The following is a 16,956-nucleotide window of genomic DNA, read 5'->3' as shown; positions in this document are numbered from 1 at the left end:
GTACACACCCCATCATCAATAGATTGACAGGTCAAAAAAAGGGTACTATGATAACAAGACAATTTCCCCTCTCCTCCTTAAGAAGTAGGAGTGAGGTCAGAAGGGAGTGGACAATCGTGAAAATTGAGCGCATCAATGACAATACCGTCAAGTTTTTCATCACTTATGTCGATATCGAGAAACGCGGATTCGCCCGGGATGAAATTTGGTACAACCGAGAACGTGGTGAGCAGCTGTTCTGGCAGATGATGGACGAAGCGCACGAACGGGAAGATATCTCGTTCGATGGTCCACTATGGATACAAGTACAAGCGTTTGAAAAAGGACTTGAAGTGACCGTCACGATCGCGAAAAATGTGATCGACACAGAAGACGACGCAGAACTCGGGTCGCTCTTGCGCAACGCAATCGACGAAGCGCGTGATCAACAGTCTGTCCTCGACCAGTTGAGTGAACTCGATGAAGTCGAAGCTGAACCGGAGGCGTGGGCTCCGTTAGCTATGGATACGGATGACTTTGAGGCGATTATCGCTCTGAGCAAACGGGCCGGTGATACGCTGAGTAACGTGACCCTCAAGTTATTCCATTATGAAAACCGTTACTACTTGTGGATCGACTTCCCGGACGAGATGGAGCCGGAAGAAGAAGAGAACGTCCTCAGTCTTTTAGCCGAATATTTGTCGTTCAGTACGCAAACCCTCGCTATGCTCGAGGAGTACGGTAAACCGATTCTCGACGGCGACGTGTTCTCTAAAGTACGTCACTATTTTTAAACTCGAATCGCCTGTTCAAGCGGACAGGCGATTTTTTTACTAATCTATACATATTGAAGAGGTGACTTGATGCTCAAACGTTTACAATTGACGTTGTCAGACAGTACGTGGTTCGTCCCGTTTTTGTATGGGACCGGCGGTATCGTATTAACGTTTCTGACGCAGTATTTCGGTAGTTTTTTCCGCGAACTGTTGCCAGAAATCATTTATTTGGATCAGGATTCAGCCGCTTCCGTCCTTTCGTCGTCGTTCACGAGTCTCATGACGATGATGACGTTCAGTTTTTCGACGATTTTAGTCGTGCTGACGACGTATTCATCTCAATTCTCGCCCCGTACGATCAATAACTTTTTAACGAACTCGGCTTCGAAACATACGCTCGGTATTTTCATCATGGCGACCGTGTACGGCATCACGAATTTATTTCTCATTCGGACTTCGGAAGAGGACGCCGTCCTCGCCTCAGGTGTCAGCGTCGTATTGGTCGTCAGTTCGATTTGGGCGTTCGTCAAGTTCATTCAGACGATCAGCGTCTCGATTCAAGCTGAACGCCTGTTATCGTCCTTACATCGAGAGGCACTGTCCGTCATCGAAAAACAGAAGCAAGCGGTCGAAGATGGGAAGGTGAGCATCGTGCTGAAGCGATCGGTCCATACGTTCGAAGCAGGGCAGGCGGTGTACGCCTCACGGACCGGCTATGTTCAACTGTTCTCGAGCGAGAAACAAGAAGATCACGACATCAGTTTCGAATCGGTCGTCGCGGTCGGCGACTTTGTGGCGGAAGGAGATATTCTCGGGTATTGGCTAGGGGATGACGCTCTCGACAAAGACGTGTTTCAAATCGGCGAGATCCGTTCATCGATTCAAGACCCGGCCTTCGTCATCGAAAAATTGAGTGAGATCGCCCTTAAAGGAGTGTCACCGGGAATTAATGACCCGAATACGGCGATTCATGCGATTCACTATATCGGGGACATCTTACGGGAATTAAGTGAACTTCCGGAAGGGGATTTCGTCTTCTCAAACGGCAAGAGTGATTGGCACATCAAACGGAAAGCGATGGAAGCGACGTTGTTCGAGGCGTTAGCACCGATCAAGACGTACGCGAGCCATGACATTTTCGTGATGGCGTCGATTTTCGAGGCGATCCGAATCGGACGCCTGCGCGCTCATCCAACGCATCACGACACGTTTGAAGAGTTCGTCGATTACATTGAAGACGTGCTCGCATGGGACGACTTACATCCGCGCGAAAAGGCGTTCTTGACGACCCAGATGATGCAAGCGAGGAAGATCAAGGCATAATATACAGCTGTTCGCACAAAAGTGAAAAGGGGGCCGTCTAATTCGTAGACGACCCCCTTTTCGCGTTCAAGATAGGCTGTAGCCACCGTCGATGGTGATGGCTTGGCCGTTAATATAGCTCGACGCATCACTCAATAAAAACGTGACGACCGGTGCGACTTCTTCCGGTGAAGCGGCATTCCCACGGAAATGATGGCTCATCGCGTCTTTGAATTTTGCCTCGCCGCCGTACAGCTTATGGCTGAGCGGCGTATCGACCGGTCCGAAACAGACGGCGTTGAAACGAATCTTTCCTTTCATCCGATGGGCGAACGTCTTCGTCAACGCGATGACGGCCGCTTTCGAAGCGGCGTATGGACCGAGCATCGGCGGGAACTTGACGTGTCCGACGATCGCTGCGTTGTTGACCACGCTTGAACCGGTCGCGAGGAGCGGAATCGCGCGTTGAATGAGGCGGTTTGTCGCCAACACGTTCAGTTCGAACACTTCGTCAAAAGCAGAGGCCGGCAACCGTTCAGGCGTACCGGGACGACCGAACGTCGCGGCGTTATTGAATACTCCGTGCAGGACGACTTGATCGGCTACGAGGCGGTCCATGAGCGCCTCGACCTCGTCAGCTTGAGATAAATCACATTTCAGGAACGTGATCGTGTTATCCGATTCGAGTTCGAGTGCCGCACCTCTCGTCTCATCACGTCCGACGCCTAAGACGTCGTGTCCTTCTTCCGTTAACCGTAAGGCGACCGCACGACCGATGCCGCTCGTCGCCCCCGTCACTAGAAAAGTCCCCATATTTTCTCCACTCCCCTCAAAAAGATATCGTTCCGATGTATAATTAATGATAATACATGACAGAAACGGGGTCAGCTTATAATATGTTGCGACGCATACAAGTACTATTATCCCTTCTTTTGCTCGCAGGGCTCATTGCCGTATTATCTTATTACTGGAGCTCGCAAGTGATTGGGCTGTTCACGATCCTCGTCTTTCTGACGACGTTTAGCATCCTGCTCGTCATCTTGCTCGAGAACCGTAATCCGCAACGAACGCTCATCTGGGCAATCGTCATGCTCGGATTTCCGGTCGTCGGTTTATTCGCATACTTCGTCTTCGGTCAAAACTATCGGCGGAGACGCATGTTCAATGAGAAGGCGATGTTGGATGAAGAAACGTATCTCGCTTATCGGCAAAAAGCGATGACACTTTCGCCATCGCTCATGTTTCCGCACGATGATTATGAGAAGTTGCTCCACTTAACGTCTTCATTGAATCAATTACCCGTCTCGTCGAACACGTATACACAAATCCTCACGAACGGAAAAGAAAAGTTTTCGAAACTATTGCCAGCCTTGAACGGGGCGACGCGTCACATTCACCTCGAGTACTACATTTTCCGGGAAGATCGTATTTCTCGGGAAATTCAACGGATTTTGATTGAAAAAGCGCGGTCAGGGGTCGAGGTCCGGTTTTTGTACGATGCGGTCGGGTCGATCCATACGAGCAGTTCTTTTTTCGAAGAGATGCGACAAGCTGGTGTCCACGTCCAGGCGTTCTTTCCCGTCGTCTTACCGCTCGTCTCGAGCAAGACGAACTACCGGAACCACCGGAAGATTGTCGTCATCGACGGGACCGAAGCGTTCACAGGCGGTTTGAACGTCGGGGACGAGTATTTAGGAGAGCATACGAAGTTCGGATTTTGGCGTGACACGCATCTATACGTCAGAGGGGAAGGGGTATCGGAACTGCAGCTGATCTTCCTGCAAGACTGGTACTATATGACGGGTGAGCGCTTGTTCACGCCGTTCTACCTAGAGCCGCTCGAGACGGTACGGAGCGCGAGCGGCGGTGTCCAAATCGTCGCCAGCGGACCGGACGAGCCGTACGAGACGATGAAGTCGATTTATTTCGCACTTATCAATGCCGCCAAAAAATCGGTGTACATCTCGTCACCGTACTTGATTCCTGACGAGGATATTATGAGTGCGTTGAAGACAGCTTCTTTGTCGGGGATCGACGTCCGCATCGTCTTACCGAGCTTCCCGGACCATAAAATCGTCTTCTATGCGAGCCGATCTTATTATGAGGAGTTGCTCAGCTCTGGCGTCAAGATTTATTTGTACGAGGAAGGATTCATGCACTCGAAAGTCATCGTCATCGATGACGGCCTGGCGACGATCGGGACGGCGAACATGGACTTCCGCAGTTTTCATCTCAATTTTGAAGTGAACGCACTGCTGTACAACACGAACTCGGTTCATCAACTCAAGCAAGACATCTACAAAGATTTTGAAGGGTCTCATGAGTTGGAGTTGGGCGCGTTCGCAGAACGATCTTATTTCATCAAACTCGTTGAATCTTTGGCACGAATGTTTTCACCATTATTATGAGGGGGAAGCGGGATGCGATTCGCAATCGATCAGACAGGGGAGTACGTCGATGCCCATACGTTGAGTCGGAGGCAAATCGAACCGGCTGCCCCTTTTTCATGTCCACAGTGCGGAGAACGGGTCATTGTAAAACGAGGAGCGAAACGACGGCTCCATTTTTCTCACGTTCAAACGTGTGGGCGCGGAGAGTCGGCTGGTCACCGAACCGATAAATGGGGCGTCAGACAATGGCTGCAGGCGAGCGGATATGATGTCGAGCAAGAAGTGGATCTGAACGGGAGACGGGCTGACTTGGTCGCGACAAAAGCCGGGGCGTCGTTCGTCGTCGAAATACAGGCCTCACCGTTAGCAGTCGATTCTTACGTAGAACGGACGAGACACTATGAGCAAAACGGTTTTGCCGTCATCTGGATCGCGAGCGGATTACGTCTTGAACCGGTGCCGTCCTTCTCACCGTGGATGAGGTACGAGATCGCACGGCGGCGTACGTTGATCGTTCCGGTCAAGAACGCGTTGTACCGGTTCGTCGGGTGTCCAATCTCGCTCAGACGGGCACAAGGCGCGTGGGTGCCAGCGACATCTTTTGACGTCTCGCCGTTTGAGCCGTTTTATCGGTTTGATGCGCACCGATGGATTCAACTCGTGCGGCGTAAGCGCATGACGCCGCCTTATCCGACGCCGCTCTACAGACGGCTGATCTTGAATCGTCTCTATCCGCTCGGCATGTTACCGTCACTGTTGCCGACGGTCTGTTATTTGCCGCTCCCGGCGCTGTGGGGTGTTCATGTTCATCCGTTCGAATTTCAAACGGTCTTGTATTTAAATCGATGGGAAGCGCCCAAGGATTCGCTCGCTTTTAGCATCGAGAAGACATGCCGCCAGTTCAACGCGACCCCGACAAGCGACTTTGTTTCTTCGTTTCAGTTACAATGGAGACAACTCTTGAACGTATTCGGCTTGTCAGAGTATGTCATCGATTGGCAAGTCCCGGTCACGCTCGAAGCAGCACTTCGTGACGATATTCGTTTGTTTCAAGGGTTTCAGCGATTCATGGCGAAATCGTATATAAACTGAGAAAAGGAAGTGGACATATGTCAGAAGTACTAACACGACAACAAGTACCCGTCGAGGAGACGTGGAACTTAGAAACCATCTATGCAGACGACAAAGCGTGGGAGCAAGACTTTGAGACACTCAAAGCCCGAATCCCTGAACTCGTTGAATTCAAAGGGAAACTCGGGGAGTCGGCCGAGACACTTTACGCGGCGCTGCAGCTCCGTGACGAGATCTCGCGTCAACTGCATAAGCTGTATACATACGCCCATATGCGCTATGACGAAGATACGGCCAACAGCCATTATCAGGCGCTGAACGACCGTGCCGGGTCACTCGCCGCTCAAATTTCGGCTCAACTCGCCTTCATGACACCAGAACTGCTCGCCATCGACGAAAGTGAGATCATAGCGTTCATGGGCGGCCACGAAGGGTTGACCGTCTACCGTCATGCGTTCGATGAGTTGGCGCAAGAGCGGCCCCACGTCTTGACGGAAGCGGAAGAAGCGATTCTCGCCCAAGCCGGCGACGTGCTCGGGCAATCGAGCTCGACGTTCGGCATGCTCAACAACGCCGATTTGAAATTCCCTAAAGTAAAGAATGAGCAAGGAGAAGAAGTCGAACTGACGCACGGTCGTTACATTACGTTTTTAGAGTCGGCAGACCGCAGCGTGCGTGAGACGGCTTTTAAAGCGATGTATGGGACGTACAAACAATACTTGAACACGTTCGCGTCTACTCTGTCTGGGAGCGTGAAGAAGGACAACTTTTATGCGACGGTGCGCAAGTTTGAGAGTGCGCGTCAATCGGCACTCCACAACAACTCGATTCCTGAATCGGTATACGATGGACTCGTTGAAGCGGTGAATGAACGGCTCGATCTGTTGCACCGTTATGTCGCGCTTCGTAAACGAGCGCTCGGTGTAGACGAGGTGCACATGTATGACCTGTACACGCCACTCGTCAAAGACGTCGAGATGAAAGTGCCTTATGAAGAAGCGAAAGAGCTCATGGTCCAAGGTCTGGCTCCACTCGGAGACGAGTACGTCCAAATCGTCAAAGACGGTCTCGACTCACGTTGGGTCGACGTCCGGGAGACTCGCGGCAAACGTAGCGGTGCCTATTCGTCTGGCGCGTACGACACGCAACCGTTTATCTTGATGAACTGGCAAGACAACGTGAACAACTTGTTCACACTCGCCCACGAGTTCGGTCATTCGGTACACAGTCACTACACGCGTGCCACGCAACCGTACCCGTATGGGGACTATTCGATTTTCGTGGCAGAAGTCGCCTCGACGACGAATGAGGCGCTCTTGAACGACTATTTGTTGAAGACACGGACGGACAAAGCCGAGCGTCTTTACTTGCTCAACAATCAACTCGAGACGTTCCGGGGGACGCTGTTCCGTCAGACGATGTTCGCCGAGTTCGAACATAAGATCCATCAAGCGGCCCAAGATGGCATCTCGCTCACACCAGAATACTTGAACGAGACGTATCTTGAGTTGAACAAGCGTTACTTCGGCGACGACATCGTCATCGACGAAGAGATCGCGTTCGAGTGGGCCCGTATCCCGCACTTCTACTACAACTACTATGTATATCAGTATGCGACAGGAATTTCGGCGTCAGCGGCGTTGTCGCAACAAATCATGGACGAAGGCGCGCCTGCCGTTAAACGTTATATCGATAAGTTCTTAAAAGCCGGGTCGAGCGATTACCCGATCGAGGTGTTGAAGGCGGCCGGCGTTGACATGACGACGAAAGCACCTGTGTTAGCGGCGCTTGATCAGTTTGAATCCGTCCTCGATGAGATGGAATCACTCCTGTTTTCGTAAGCGAGCATGTGCGTGAACATTATGTGACAATATGAACAAAGTGCTTGTCAACAGGCGAGGCTATGGTTATATTATAAGTGTGAAATCAATCACAAACCCCTTTATTGACCGTAAACTTTCTCCCGTCTTGACACCTTCCCCGGGTGTTAAGATCGGCGTCTCTTGTCCCCGCTTGAGACGTCAAAAACCCACGGCTCCCCGGCCGTGGGTTTCTTTTTGTATCCGTTTATTTTTGTGTGGCCCATGCTTGACCGCTGCAGCCGGGAACAGGGCGGCAACGTTGCTGGAGCGACAGTTTTTTCAGTTCCCGTTCGATGACCGGCTTGTCGAGCTCTAAGATGAACGCGAGCTCAGTGATTGTCGAGGCGTCGTAGTGACGTAACACTTTTTCAACGTTCCAACCCGTTTGCCGATTCGGTACGTATCCGAGCAGTTCACTCATAACGGCTTGGTACACGTCGTAAGGATAGACGCCTTCGATCTTGAGCGCCTCGTCACGGGTGACGAACGTCATGGCGGGAAGTGATTCGATTTCCCAGTCTTTTAATATTTGATGGTCGACAGCGAGGGCGCTCAAGAGTTGATTCGACTGCATATCTGCCGCCAACTCATCGATGTCGAGTCCGTATCCAGCGTAAGAGCGCGCGATCTCCCACAGGTCGGCATCGTTAGAAGCATCCTTCGTAAAGGCGTCGTTAATATGAAGGTGACGCAAAAAACGCATCGCATGGCGTTTCCCTTGTAATTCCATAGCCTTGATCATCGTGAGAAGGCGAACCTCTTCCTGACATCCGCCAACACAACTAGGAACCGTCGAGACCATCCGAAAACGAATCAAGTGCCCGTATTCGAGCTCGAGTTTTTTAATGAGTGTCATCACGTGAAAACCGTCGGGATCAGAGATGTCCATGAAATAGAATAACTCTAATGGCTTATATGTTACTTGGATAGAAGATTCTTCCAGTGAACAGGATGACTCATTACATTGTTCAAGTTCCATTGTGTCGCCTCCTCTCGTAAACAAAATCAAATATATCGTATGCTCATTGTAGCAACGAAAAAAAAAGGTTGGCAACGTATCTGCTCAACCTTCACTCCGTCCCATCTTTTCTTCCATGAATCGGACGATTTTATTTTTGGCCGGACGTAACGGGATATTGTGGCTCGAGAGCAGCTTTTCAAACGCGATTCGGCCTGCCGCTTCGTCCGTCACTTCGAATTCTATTTCGTAATCACAAATCTCCAAATAATGACTTTCATCGAGCACGAGCAGACCGTCTGCCGTCTCGATTTCAGCACGCTTCGTCTCGAGGCGGCCCAAATGTTCGAGCGGTCCGGTCAAATTGAACGTGGCGAGGGCTTGTTTCATCTGTTCGTCGTGGACGATGCCGTACTTGAACAAATTTTCCGCCGCTTCTTCATTGATTGGTGCATGCGTCTCAAGCAGTCCGACATCGTGCGGTTGTTTGAGCGTCAAAACTTGACCGGTCTTCTTCTCGCGGATGCGCAAGGCCGCGCCTTGGCTACGCAGTTCAAACGTGGGCGTATCGAAATAATCGTTGGCTTGCCATTTGACTTGGTCGGATAACTGATACGATTCGAGCAACGTCTCATACTCATCTTTCGTCAGCATCGATTTAAACTCAATTTCCACTTCTTGGGTCATTCATCATCGCTCCATTCTATGAACAATTGTTGGTTTATGATACCATACAATCGGATACATACGGAAAAAAGCAAGGTTTTCCGAAACGAACGAAAGTGGTGACAGCATATGCAATCAGTGGACTGGGATCAATTTTTAGTGCCGTATCAAATTGCGGTCGATGAGCTGAAAGTGAAGTTTAAAGCGATCCGTAAGCAATACAACTCGCAAAATGACCATTCTCCGATCGAGTTCGTCACCGGCAGGGTCAAGCCGGTCGGTAGCATTCTCGAGAAAGCGAAACGCAAACAGATCGCCTATGATCACTTGTCGACCGAGATGCAAGACATCGCCGGGCTTCGAATCATGTGTCAATTTGTGGACGATATCGTGCAGGTCCTCGAGCTGTTGCACCACCGGACCGACTTTAAAATCGTAGAGGAACGGAACTACATCACGAATCAAAAAGAATCGGGTTATCGGTCGTATCACATCATCATCGAATACCCGGTCCAGACGATCCACGGGGAATTCCCGACGCTCGTCGAAGTCCAAGTTCGGACGCTCGCAATGAACTTTTGGGCGACAATCGAGCACTCGTTAAACTATAAATACGATGGCGACATGCCGCAAGAAGTCCAAGAACGGCTGCGTCGGGCCGCGGAGGCGGCGTTTCTGCTCGATGCTGAGATGAGTCAGCTCCGCGTCGAGATTCAAGATGCGCAGCAAGTGTTTCGTGATAAAGAAATGAACGTCCAAACGGACCAAGACTAGGGGGGTAAGTGTATGCAGTTTGCGATTGTGTCAAGGGGAGATGCGCGTTCCGCGGAGATCGCGCGTGAGTTGACAGACAAGTTGACCGAGGCGGGACATTCCGTCTCGGAACAACCTCGGATCGTCGTTTCGGTCGGTGGGGACGGGACGATGCTACAGGCGTTCCATGAATATGTCGACCGGTTAGACGACACCCTTCTCGTCGGCATCCATACGGGCCATCTCGGTTTTTACGCCGACTGGCAACCGGACGAGCTCGATGAATTGACAGAGATGATCACGAGCGAGTCGTTTGAACCGGTATCTTATCCGCTCGTCGAAGTGTTGATCGACTATGAGGACGGGACGACGGAGCGGCAGTTGGCGATGAACGAGTGTACGATTAAAAATTACAAGCGCACGCTCGTGTGTGACTTGTCGATCCGTGACGATTACTTTGAAACGTTCCGCGGAGACGGGCTTTGCATCTCGACACCTTCCGGCTCGACCGCCTATAATAAAGCGCTCGGCGGTGCGATCGTCCATCCATCGATCGAGGCGATCCAAGTGACCGAGATGGCGTCAATCAATAATCTCGTCTACCGGACGATCGGCTCACCACTGTTGTTGCCGAAGCACCACCAAGTCAAAATCAAACCGCATACGAAAACGGAGTTTGAGCTCGCGTTCGACCATCAGGAAGCACTGTCGTGGTCGAACGTCCAGTCGATCCGTTGCGCGGTCGCGAGAGAAAAAGTGACGTTCGCCCGGTTCCGCCCGTTCCCGTTTTGGCGTCGGGTGCGCGAATCGTTCATCGAGGAAGGGAAGTAACATATGTACGGTTTTACATTACGTCGTGTCGCGGAGACGAACGTCCCGCTGCGCGACTTTTTGATGGGGGATTGTGGCATCTCACGCAAGATGTTGACGCAAGTCAAACACGGTGGCCTCATCTTAGTGAACGGGGAGCCGCGGACTGTTCGCTTTGATGTGTCGAGCGGCGATGAAGTGACGGTTCATTTTCCGCTTGAGCAGCCAGCGGAAACGATGGTCCGTTCACGGCGTCCGCTCACGGTCATCTACGAGGACGACTATTTGCTTGCCGTCGATAAGCCGGCAGGCATCGCGACGATCCCGTCTCGGCTTCATCCTGACGACACGCTTGCGAACGCTGTGCTCTGTTACTATGAACGAATTGGATTGCACTCGGCGATTCATGTGATCAATCGGCTCGATCGGGATACGTCTGGTGTCGTCTTGTTCGCTAAATATGCGTACGTGCACCATCGTTTCAGCGAACTTCAAAAGCGAGGTGGTTTGTCCCGGACGTATATCGCCCTCGTCGAAGGACTGGTCGAACGACAGACGATTGATGCGCCGATCGGTCGGGCCGAACACTCGATCATGGAACGTGTCGTCACAGACGACGGGCAACGAGCCGTCACACACGTCCGTCACGTCGAGTCGCACGGTGACTATGCGGCGTTGACGATCCAACTCGAGACCGGACGGACCCATCAGATACGCGTCCACATGCGCCATATTGGTCATCCGTTACTCGGGGATACGATGTATGGCGGACGTCCCGTGCTCGCCCGTCACGCGCTTCACAGCTCGTCTGCCGCGTTCAATCATCCGTTGACAGGGGAGAGTATCGTAATCGAAGCGGCTTACCCCGTCGACTTTCAACTCGAACACGAGTGAACAAAACATAGCCCCGCGCTCAAATGAGTGCGGGGCTATGTTTAATCGTCGTCAAACATATACGTTTTTGATTTTGAGGCGACGTTCATGACGAGCCCGATGGCAATCATGTTCATGATGATCCCGGTACCCCCGTAACTGATGAACGGCAAGGTTAGGCCGGTGATCGGGAGGACACCGATTGTCATTCCGATATTTTGGAAGATCTGGAACGTGAACATGGCGATGACGGCGGTCACGATGTAACTTCCGAACGGACTGCTCGCTTCGAGCGCGATATGAATCATCCGGTACAAGAACAAGAAGAAGACGATAATCACGATTGCTGCACCGATAAAACCATAATGCTCAGCGATGACGGCGAAAATAAAATCGGTTTGCGACTCTGGTAGATAGACTAAACCTTGACCATAGCCAGTTCCGAACATTTGACCAGAACCGATGGCTTGAAGCGATTTGATCAACTGGAACGCTAAATCGTCAGAGTACTCATATGGGTAAATCCATGCTTGAAAGCGATTCAAGGCGTGGCCCGGAACGAAGCTTTGAAGCACCTCGAAATGCGAGAAAAACAAGTACATGAACCCACCGATCGTCACGGCGGCAGCGCTAAATAGACCGAGCAACCACTTCCAACCGATTCCTGACACAATGATGATGGCACCGAGCATCGTGATTAAAACAAGCCCGGTCCCTAAGTCTGGTTGCGTGACAATCAGCCCAAGAGGCGGGATAGCGAGTAATACTAGTTTCATTAACAGCCACGCGTCCTGTTGAGACGAACCGTAACGTTTATTGTGGTCGTAGACGATTGTGGCCATGGAAATAAGTAAAAACAACTTCATAAATTCAGCTGGTTGAAAACTGAAACCAGGCACATTATACCATCCATACGCCCCATTAATATTTGGAACGAGTGTGGTATCCCGGAGCGGAATTAAGCCAACTAAAAGCAATAAACCAAAGGAGTAGAGATACCAATGAATTTTTCGCAACTGCTCGTATTCGATTGTCATGATGGCAAACATGGCGACGAATCCAATGATGTAACGGATTCCTTGATCGAAGGCGAAGTTAATATGTTGTAATCGTGTTGGCAACATCGGTTGTGCCGTGTAAATGGCGCCTAGGCTAATGACCATCAAGAAGAAGACGATTGTCAGAAGTGTCGTGTCTAAACTTTTTAAATAAGATTGAATGCGGTTCATGATGAAGTCGTCTCACCCTTTCTATACGTAGTTTATCTTACCGTAACTATAAAAAATCGCAATACGTTACGAGGCGGTTGACAAAACAGACACCATTCTGTAATCTGATAACAGATGTTATAACCAGGTACTAAAAAGGGGAGTTCACAATGTCAATTTATCCAACGTTAACGAACAAGACGTACGTCGTCATGGGGATTGCCAATAAACGCTCGATCGCTTGGGCGATCGCGAAAACGCTCGACGCGGCAGGAGCGAAGCTCGTGCTCACTTATGCGTCTGAACGTTTCAAGTCAGGTCTCGAATCACTCGCTGCTGAATTGAGCCAAGAAGCACTGTTGCTTGAGTGTGATGTGACGAACGATGAAGCGATCGACACGACGTTCCGTTCGATCCATGAGCAAGTCGGTCTGATTCAAGGGATTGCGCATTCAATCGCTTTCGCGGATAAAGAAGCGTTGCGCGGTGAATTCTCGGAGATGACGCGCGGTCAGTTCGCACAAGCGCTCGATATTTCGGCGTACAGTTTGACGGCGGTCGTCAAGGCGGCAAAACCTTACTTCGCAGAGAACGCTTCGGTCATCACGCTCACGTATCTCGGCGGGGAACGGGTCGTACCGAACTACAACTTGATGGGTGTCGCTAAGGCCGCGCTCGATTCGAGCGTCAAATATTTGGCGAACGAATACGGCCCACAAGGCGTACAAGTCAACGCGATTTCGGCTGGACCGATTCGGACGTTGTCGGCGAAAGGCGTCGGCGACTTTAACAGCATCTTGTCTGAGCTCGAGCAAAAGGCACCACTGCGCCGGAACGTCTCGGCTGAAGAAGTGGCCTCGACCGGTCTATTCTTGTTATCGGGCATGGGGAGTGGCATCACGGGAGAAGTCATCCACGTCGACAGCGGCTACCATATTTTATAAGTTTGGGAAAGGGCGCGTAAATGCGCTCTTTTTGTATTATAGCGTAACCGTTTGGGGTAAGGACTTGTGAGGGAGGGAAGATCATGGGTCCTTATCAGATTGATTTTACGGTCGTCCAATATGGGAATCGCCAGGTCCAACCGACAGAACGGGCGAACATCGAACCGGTCACTCGCATCCAGCGGGTCCAGCGGATTATTCCGCGTCAAGAAGAATGGTTAGAAGCTGAACAAGAAAAAAGCCCCGGTCGTTTCGTCGACCGGAGCGTATAATATTAACCTCGGAACCGGAACGTCTCATAGACGTTCCATGTTTCGTTTTCGAGCTCGTACATGACGGCCATACGGTTGATCGTCTCTTCAAAATGGACTTGTTCCATCCGCATCCGTTCGAGCACATCGAACAGCTCGGCGTCGGTCAGATCTTGTCCGATCGTGATGTGCGGGAGGAACTCGTACTTCGGAGGCTGATCGAGTGCACCTTCGTGTAAGCGAGTTTGTAGCGCAGCGAGTTCGCGCGTCGGCAACACTTTTAAGTAAAGGACGTTGTTCGTCGGCGCGAACGAGCGGGCACCGTCGATCTTCAACTGAATCGGCTTCGTCGTTTCAGCGATTTGTTGTAAATACTCGAGCACTTTTGGTAACTCGGCTTCGTCGACTTCGGTACGTTCTTTGATCGTCACGTGTGGCGAAATCAAAGCGTACTTCGTATCGTACCGTTTTCGATACGAGTTGGCGAAGTCTTGAACTTGTTTTGATGGAAATAAGACTACCCCAATCTTCATTCCAGTTCCCCCTTTATGAATGGTCTACTAGTTTATGATGACCGATTTATCGAATGAAGTCAAAGTGGGCTTAGTGTTTTTTTTAAAGTTTTCAGTATAATAGAGAATGAGTACTTCGAGACATGCTGTTCTCGAGATGAAGGGATGTGACGCGGGTAATTGCCCGCAACAATTATGAAACAAGTACCACACTCACGAGACGTAACAGAGGCTGCACGGGCCCGTTTGATTGAACGGGGCGTATCGATCGAATCGATCGCAGAGATCGTCTACCAAATGCAGGCGCCTTATTCACCGCACTTATCATTAAAAGACTGCATCGAGTCGGTTGAGGCCGTCCTTGAGAAACGCGAACTCCAACACGCGATTCTCGTCGGCTCAGAGCTCGATATGTTAGCCGAAAAAGGGCAGTTGTCAGAACCGCTCCTTTCAATCGTCGCTTCAGATGAAGGCCTATTCGGAGTCGATGAGACGATCGCGATCGGGGCCGTCAACACGTACGGATCGATTGCCGTCACGACGTTCGGTTACTTAGATAAAGCGAAGATCGGGATCATCAAGCAGCTCGATACGAAGATGGACGATGGTCAAGTTCATACGTTCATGGACGACCTTGTCGGTGCGATCGCGGCTAACGCATCGGGCCGTCTCGCGCACCGGTTGCGCGACATGAACGATTTCGGTGAAGACGAGATGCGTGAACGCAAAGGATTATATTGATGCATCGCGCAAAAACACTGACAATCGCCGGGACGCTTGGCTTCGCCATCGTCTCGGTGATTGTCATTTTAGGTGGGGCGGTTTCGCTCGACGGGTTCGTCTATCGGATTGTCGCGCCGTTGTCTGGCCCGCTGTTCGTCTATGTGACGGAACTCGGCAGTGTGAAGGTGTTGATCGCCCTCTCCTTTGTCGGTATGCTTTATTGGTTATGGCGCGGGGATAAACTTGAAGCGTTTCGATTACCGCTCGTCGTCATCGGGACGTTAGTTTTGACTCAACTATTGAAGCGCGTGTACGGGATCGACCGGCCGCTCATCGATGCCGCTCTCGATGCGACGACGTATAGTTTTCCGAGCGGGCACGCCTCGGGTTCGCTCGCCTTGTACGGTTTGCTCGCTTTTAGTTTATACCGGCGAAAGTACTCGCCCGTTTGGGTCGCGGTACTCGTCGTGCTGCTCGTAGCCGTCTCGTTCAGCCGGGTCATTTTGAACGTTCACTATTTCAGTGACGTCGTGGGCGGATGGCTCGTCGCGTTCACGGTGATTGCCGGATCAGAATGGATTATAGGGAGGAAGAATCGTTGATACTCGTGTCTGAAGTTGAAAGTTGGTTGTTTATGGGAAGGGATCAAGCGGACGCGGCGAGTTCGCCGACGATATTGGTCGAAAAAGATGCGACTGGCGCGAAGTCATTTGCGTCGATGCGGACGTTGTTTCAATTGAAGAAATGGACGGGACAACGCCGCTTCGTTCCGCTCCTATCATGTGATGAAACGGGCTATCGCGCCTATGAGGTGTTTCACGTCGACGCGAAGCCACCGTTCGCGCTGCTCGAGCACGGACGTGTTCTGTTGAAAGATAATGAGATGGACGCGGCCTATGCAGCGGCTCTTGCGAACGAGGGAACAATGTCTGCGGATGAAGTGATCACGTTTGCTTCCGACTACATCGAAGCAGCACTCGGCGAACCGGTCGTGCTCGCAATCAATCGAGAGATTCCGTCGCATGCACACGTGCCGATGGAACTGTTCGTACCGGGCGACGCGATTCAAACGGGTGCGTACTTATTTGCCTGGGCGAACGAAGCACAGAAGGAAAGGAATGAAGCAAAATGAACGAGTGGGAACAAAAGGTCAAAGCGTTACTCGACGGCTCAATCGATGAGTTGCTCGTACCGAAAGACGACTTTTTGACAGTACGGTCACTGTTGATCGAGAAAGAGTGGTTGTTCCAAGTCGTGGGCGCCGCCAAACATGGGGGCGTCACCATCTATCGGAGGAATGAACAAAGCGCGCCCTCATGAGGACGCGCTTTTATTAAGCGTTTGAAGCCAATTTGATTTTTTGTCGTTTTAATTTGTGAAGCAGCCATGCATATAACACTTCACAAGAATGGTGAGGAAGGGTCAGTTCCACGAGTGGGCGCGACTGACCGAATATAGTGAAGCGCGAATGGTCCTCGTCGAGCATCGAGACTTGTATATCGGTCGCTTCTTGAAGCGAAATCCGCTGCTCGCCGGCAATTGCGTCTTTTAATTTCAGCATGTTTCCATTCGTCGCAAACTTGGTGAACGAAGAAATTCCCTGTACTTTCAGTTGTTCCATTTCGTAGATCTATCCATCGACAGATGAATAGATTTTCACCTCGCTTTCTCTATATTGCCTTCCGTCCCTCCAGAAGGTTATTCCTAGTATACCGTCCTATCGTTAAAAGAAAAGACTTAATTTAACGAAAAATTAAGACAATTTGTTATCAATTTTTAAAAATAACGATAAAGTCGTTAGACAAAGCGATTTGGAACGAAATAAAGACGAGCACGATAGCAAAAAAGAGCCTGAATTTTCCAGGCTCTTTTGACTTT

The 16,956-nt window shown here is 50.8% G+C and carries 20 protein-coding genes; 14 read left to right on the top strand and 6 right to left on the bottom strand.

Features of this window, described 5'->3' with window-relative positions; genetic code table 11:
* The first annotated feature begins 116 nt into the window (after positions 1-116).
* On the top strand, positions 117-773 hold the full coding sequence (mecA, locus tag KNP77_RS08285; protein WP_071399493.1) for an adaptor protein MecA: 657 nt from the start codon (positions 117-119) through the stop codon (positions 771-773).
* Positions 774-842: 69 nt separating this feature from the next.
* Positions 843-2,078 carry a DUF2254 domain-containing protein gene (locus tag KNP77_RS08280; protein WP_214890016.1) on the top strand — a complete coding sequence of 412 codons (1,236 nt, stop codon included), beginning with the start codon at positions 843-845 and terminating at the stop codon, positions 2,076-2,078.
* A gap of 66 nt (positions 2,079-2,144) precedes the next feature.
* On the opposite strand, the gene KNP77_RS08275 is transcribed toward KNP77_RS08280, so the two are convergent.
* Positions 2,145-2,870, bottom strand: a complete 726-nt coding sequence (locus KNP77_RS08275; protein WP_070327630.1) for an SDR family NAD(P)-dependent oxidoreductase — start codon at positions 2,868-2,870, stop codon at positions 2,145-2,147.
* A gap of 83 nt (positions 2,871-2,953) precedes the next feature.
* On the opposite strand from KNP77_RS08275, the gene cls reads away from it, so the two are divergent.
* From cls to pepF, 3 genes are read left to right on the top strand one after another with little or no spacing between them, the layout of a single operon-like run.
* Positions 2,954-4,465: a cardiolipin synthase gene (cls, locus tag KNP77_RS08270; protein WP_070327629.1), complete on the top strand. Its 1,512-nt coding sequence runs from the start codon at positions 2,954-2,956 to the stop codon at positions 4,463-4,465.
* A 12-nt stretch (positions 4,466-4,477) separates the two neighbouring features.
* Complete coding sequence (locus tag KNP77_RS08265; RefSeq protein ID WP_214890012.1) at positions 4,478-5,539, top strand: competence protein CoiA; 1,062 nt, start codon at positions 4,478-4,480, stop codon at positions 5,537-5,539.
* A 17-nt stretch (positions 5,540-5,556) separates the two neighbouring features.
* Complete coding sequence (gene pepF, locus KNP77_RS08260; RefSeq protein ID WP_214890008.1) at positions 5,557-7,359, top strand: oligoendopeptidase F; 1,803 nt, start codon at positions 5,557-5,559, stop codon at positions 7,357-7,359.
* A 226-nt stretch (positions 7,360-7,585) separates the two neighbouring features.
* Here the strand turns inward: pepF and KNP77_RS08255 are convergent, their stop codons facing one another.
* Together KNP77_RS08255 and KNP77_RS08250 are read right to left on the bottom strand one after the other, a co-directional pair.
* Complete coding sequence (locus tag KNP77_RS08255) at positions 7,586-8,269, bottom strand: DsbA family protein (protein ID WP_251138997.1); 684 nt, start codon at positions 8,267-8,269, stop codon at positions 7,586-7,588.
* A gap of 174 nt (positions 8,270-8,443) precedes the next feature.
* A complete protein-coding gene (locus KNP77_RS08250; protein WP_174545507.1) occupies positions 8,444-9,025 on the bottom strand; it encodes a CYTH domain-containing protein in 582 nt (193 codons plus the stop codon).
* Between the two features lie 108 nt (positions 9,026-9,133).
* Between KNP77_RS08250 and yjbM the strand changes: the two genes are divergently transcribed.
* From yjbM to KNP77_RS08235, 3 genes are read left to right on the top strand one after another with little or no spacing between them, the layout of a single operon-like run.
* A complete protein-coding gene (gene yjbM, locus KNP77_RS08245) occupies positions 9,134-9,778 on the top strand; it encodes a GTP diphosphokinase (RefSeq protein WP_070327625.1) in 645 nt (214 codons plus the stop codon).
* A gap of 12 nt (positions 9,779-9,790) precedes the next feature.
* A complete protein-coding gene (locus KNP77_RS08240) occupies positions 9,791-10,588 on the top strand; it encodes an NAD kinase (protein ID WP_070327624.1) in 798 nt (265 codons plus the stop codon).
* A gap of 3 nt (positions 10,589-10,591) precedes the next feature.
* The gene (locus tag KNP77_RS08235) at positions 10,592-11,461 is read left to right on the top strand and encodes an RluA family pseudouridine synthase (RefSeq protein WP_214890002.1); all 870 of its coding nucleotides are present in this window, start codon (positions 10,592-10,594) and stop codon (positions 11,459-11,461) included.
* 41 nt (positions 11,462-11,502) lie between these two features.
* Here KNP77_RS08235 and KNP77_RS08230 read toward each other — a convergent pair whose 3' ends face one another.
* Complete coding sequence (locus KNP77_RS08230) at positions 11,503-12,669, bottom strand: FtsW/RodA/SpoVE family cell cycle protein (protein WP_071399502.1); 1,167 nt, start codon at positions 12,667-12,669, stop codon at positions 11,503-11,505.
* Positions 12,670-12,818: 149 nt separating this feature from the next.
* Here KNP77_RS08230 and fabI point away from each other — a divergent pair, with 149 nt between their 5' ends.
* Positions 12,819-13,592 carry an enoyl-ACP reductase FabI gene (gene fabI / locus KNP77_RS08225; RefSeq protein WP_071399503.1) on the top strand — a complete coding sequence of 258 codons (774 nt, stop codon included), beginning with the start codon at positions 12,819-12,821 and terminating at the stop codon, positions 13,590-13,592.
* A gap of 83 nt (positions 13,593-13,675) precedes the next feature.
* Positions 13,676-13,864 carry a hypothetical protein gene (locus KNP77_RS08220; RefSeq protein ID WP_016510315.1) on the top strand — a complete coding sequence of 63 codons (189 nt, stop codon included), beginning with the start codon at positions 13,676-13,678 and terminating at the stop codon, positions 13,862-13,864.
* A gap of 2 nt (positions 13,865-13,866) precedes the next feature.
* Here KNP77_RS08220 and KNP77_RS08215 read toward each other — a convergent pair whose 3' ends face one another.
* Positions 13,867-14,376 carry a YjcG family protein gene (locus KNP77_RS08215; protein ID WP_070327620.1) on the bottom strand — a complete coding sequence of 170 codons (510 nt, stop codon included), beginning with the start codon at positions 14,374-14,376 and terminating at the stop codon, positions 13,867-13,869.
* A gap of 174 nt (positions 14,377-14,550) precedes the next feature.
* Between KNP77_RS08215 and KNP77_RS08210 the strand changes: the two genes are divergently transcribed.
* From KNP77_RS08210 to KNP77_RS08195, 4 genes are read left to right on the top strand one after another with little or no spacing between them, the layout of a single operon-like run.
* Entirely contained in the window at positions 14,551-15,096 is a 546-nt protein-coding gene (locus KNP77_RS08210) for a phosphatidylglycerophosphatase A family protein (RefSeq protein WP_070327619.1), read from the top strand.
* Positions 15,096-15,680 carry a phosphatase PAP2 family protein gene (locus tag KNP77_RS08205; RefSeq protein ID WP_070327618.1) on the top strand — a complete coding sequence of 195 codons (585 nt, stop codon included), beginning with the start codon at positions 15,096-15,098 and terminating at the stop codon, positions 15,678-15,680. Before KNP77_RS08210 ends, KNP77_RS08205 begins: the two co-directional genes overlap by 1 nt.
* 5 nt (positions 15,681-15,685) lie before the next feature.
* The gene (locus KNP77_RS08200; RefSeq protein ID WP_214889999.1) at positions 15,686-16,210 is read left to right on the top strand and encodes a hypothetical protein; all 525 of its coding nucleotides are present in this window, start codon (positions 15,686-15,688) and stop codon (positions 16,208-16,210) included.
* Positions 16,207-16,398, top strand: coding sequence for a hypothetical protein (locus KNP77_RS08195; protein ID WP_070327616.1), 192 nt, complete (start codon positions 16,207-16,209; stop codon positions 16,396-16,398). The genes KNP77_RS08200 and KNP77_RS08195 overlap by 4 nt, the downstream gene beginning before the upstream one ends.
* Before the next feature lie 13 nt (positions 16,399-16,411).
* Here KNP77_RS08195 and KNP77_RS08190 read toward each other — a convergent pair whose 3' ends face one another.
* Positions 16,412-16,699 carry a hypothetical protein gene (locus KNP77_RS08190; protein ID WP_070327615.1) on the bottom strand — a complete coding sequence of 96 codons (288 nt, stop codon included), beginning with the start codon at positions 16,697-16,699 and terminating at the stop codon, positions 16,412-16,414.
* Positions 16,700-16,956 lie beyond the last annotated feature (257 nt).

The sequence above is a fragment of the Exiguobacterium sp. s142 genome, assembly GCF_018618455.1.
GTDB classification, from domain to species: domain Bacteria; phylum Bacillota; class Bacilli; order Exiguobacteriales; family Exiguobacteriaceae; genus Exiguobacterium; species Exiguobacterium aurantiacum_A.
The sequence above is the reverse complement of the archived record's forward strand: the minus strand, read 5'-3'. Positions and strand labels throughout refer to the sequence as shown.

Coding starts and splice junctions, on each gene's coding strand:
- cls (WP_070327629.1), top strand. CDS start 2,954: ATGTTGCGACGCATACAAGTACTATTATCCCTTCTTTTGCTCGCAGGG.
- KNP77_RS08265 (WP_214890012.1), top strand. CDS start 4,478: ATGCGATTCGCAATCGATCAGACAGGGGAGTACGTCGATGCCCATACG.
- KNP77_RS08215 (WP_070327620.1), bottom strand. CDS start 14,376: ATGAAGATTGGGGTAGTCTTATTTCCATCAAAACAAGTTCAAGACTTC.
- yjbM (WP_070327625.1), top strand. CDS start 9,134: ATGCAATCAGTGGACTGGGATCAATTTTTAGTGCCGTATCAAATTGCG.
- KNP77_RS08275 (WP_070327630.1), bottom strand. CDS start 2,870: ATGGGGACTTTTCTAGTGACGGGGGCGACGAGCGGCATCGGTCGTGCG.
- KNP77_RS08210 (WP_070327619.1), top strand. CDS start 14,551: ATGAAACAAGTACCACACTCACGAGACGTAACAGAGGCTGCACGGGCC.
- KNP77_RS08280 (WP_214890016.1), top strand. CDS start 843: ATGCTCAAACGTTTACAATTGACGTTGTCAGACAGTACGTGGTTCGTC.
- KNP77_RS08250 (WP_174545507.1), bottom strand. CDS start 9,025: ATGACCCAAGAAGTGGAAATTGAGTTTAAATCGATGCTGACGAAAGAT.
- KNP77_RS08255 (WP_251138997.1), bottom strand. CDS start 8,269: ATGGACATCTCTGATCCCGACGGTTTTCACGTGATGACACTCATTAAA.
- KNP77_RS08230 (WP_071399502.1), bottom strand. CDS start 12,669: ATGAACCGCATTCAATCTTATTTAAAAAGTTTAGACACGACACTTCTG.
- fabI (WP_071399503.1), top strand. CDS start 12,819: ATGTCAATTTATCCAACGTTAACGAACAAGACGTACGTCGTCATGGGG.
- KNP77_RS08195 (WP_070327616.1), top strand. CDS start 16,207: ATGAACGAGTGGGAACAAAAGGTCAAAGCGTTACTCGACGGCTCAATC.
- KNP77_RS08235 (WP_214890002.1), top strand. CDS start 10,592: ATGTACGGTTTTACATTACGTCGTGTCGCGGAGACGAACGTCCCGCTG.
- KNP77_RS08220 (WP_016510315.1), top strand. CDS start 13,676: ATGGGTCCTTATCAGATTGATTTTACGGTCGTCCAATATGGGAATCGC.
- KNP77_RS08205 (WP_070327618.1), top strand. CDS start 15,096: ATGCATCGCGCAAAAACACTGACAATCGCCGGGACGCTTGGCTTCGCC.
- KNP77_RS08240 (WP_070327624.1), top strand. CDS start 9,791: ATGCAGTTTGCGATTGTGTCAAGGGGAGATGCGCGTTCCGCGGAGATC.
- KNP77_RS08190 (WP_070327615.1), bottom strand. CDS start 16,699: ATGGAACAACTGAAAGTACAGGGAATTTCTTCGTTCACCAAGTTTGCG.
- pepF (WP_214890008.1), top strand. CDS start 5,557: ATGTCAGAAGTACTAACACGACAACAAGTACCCGTCGAGGAGACGTGG.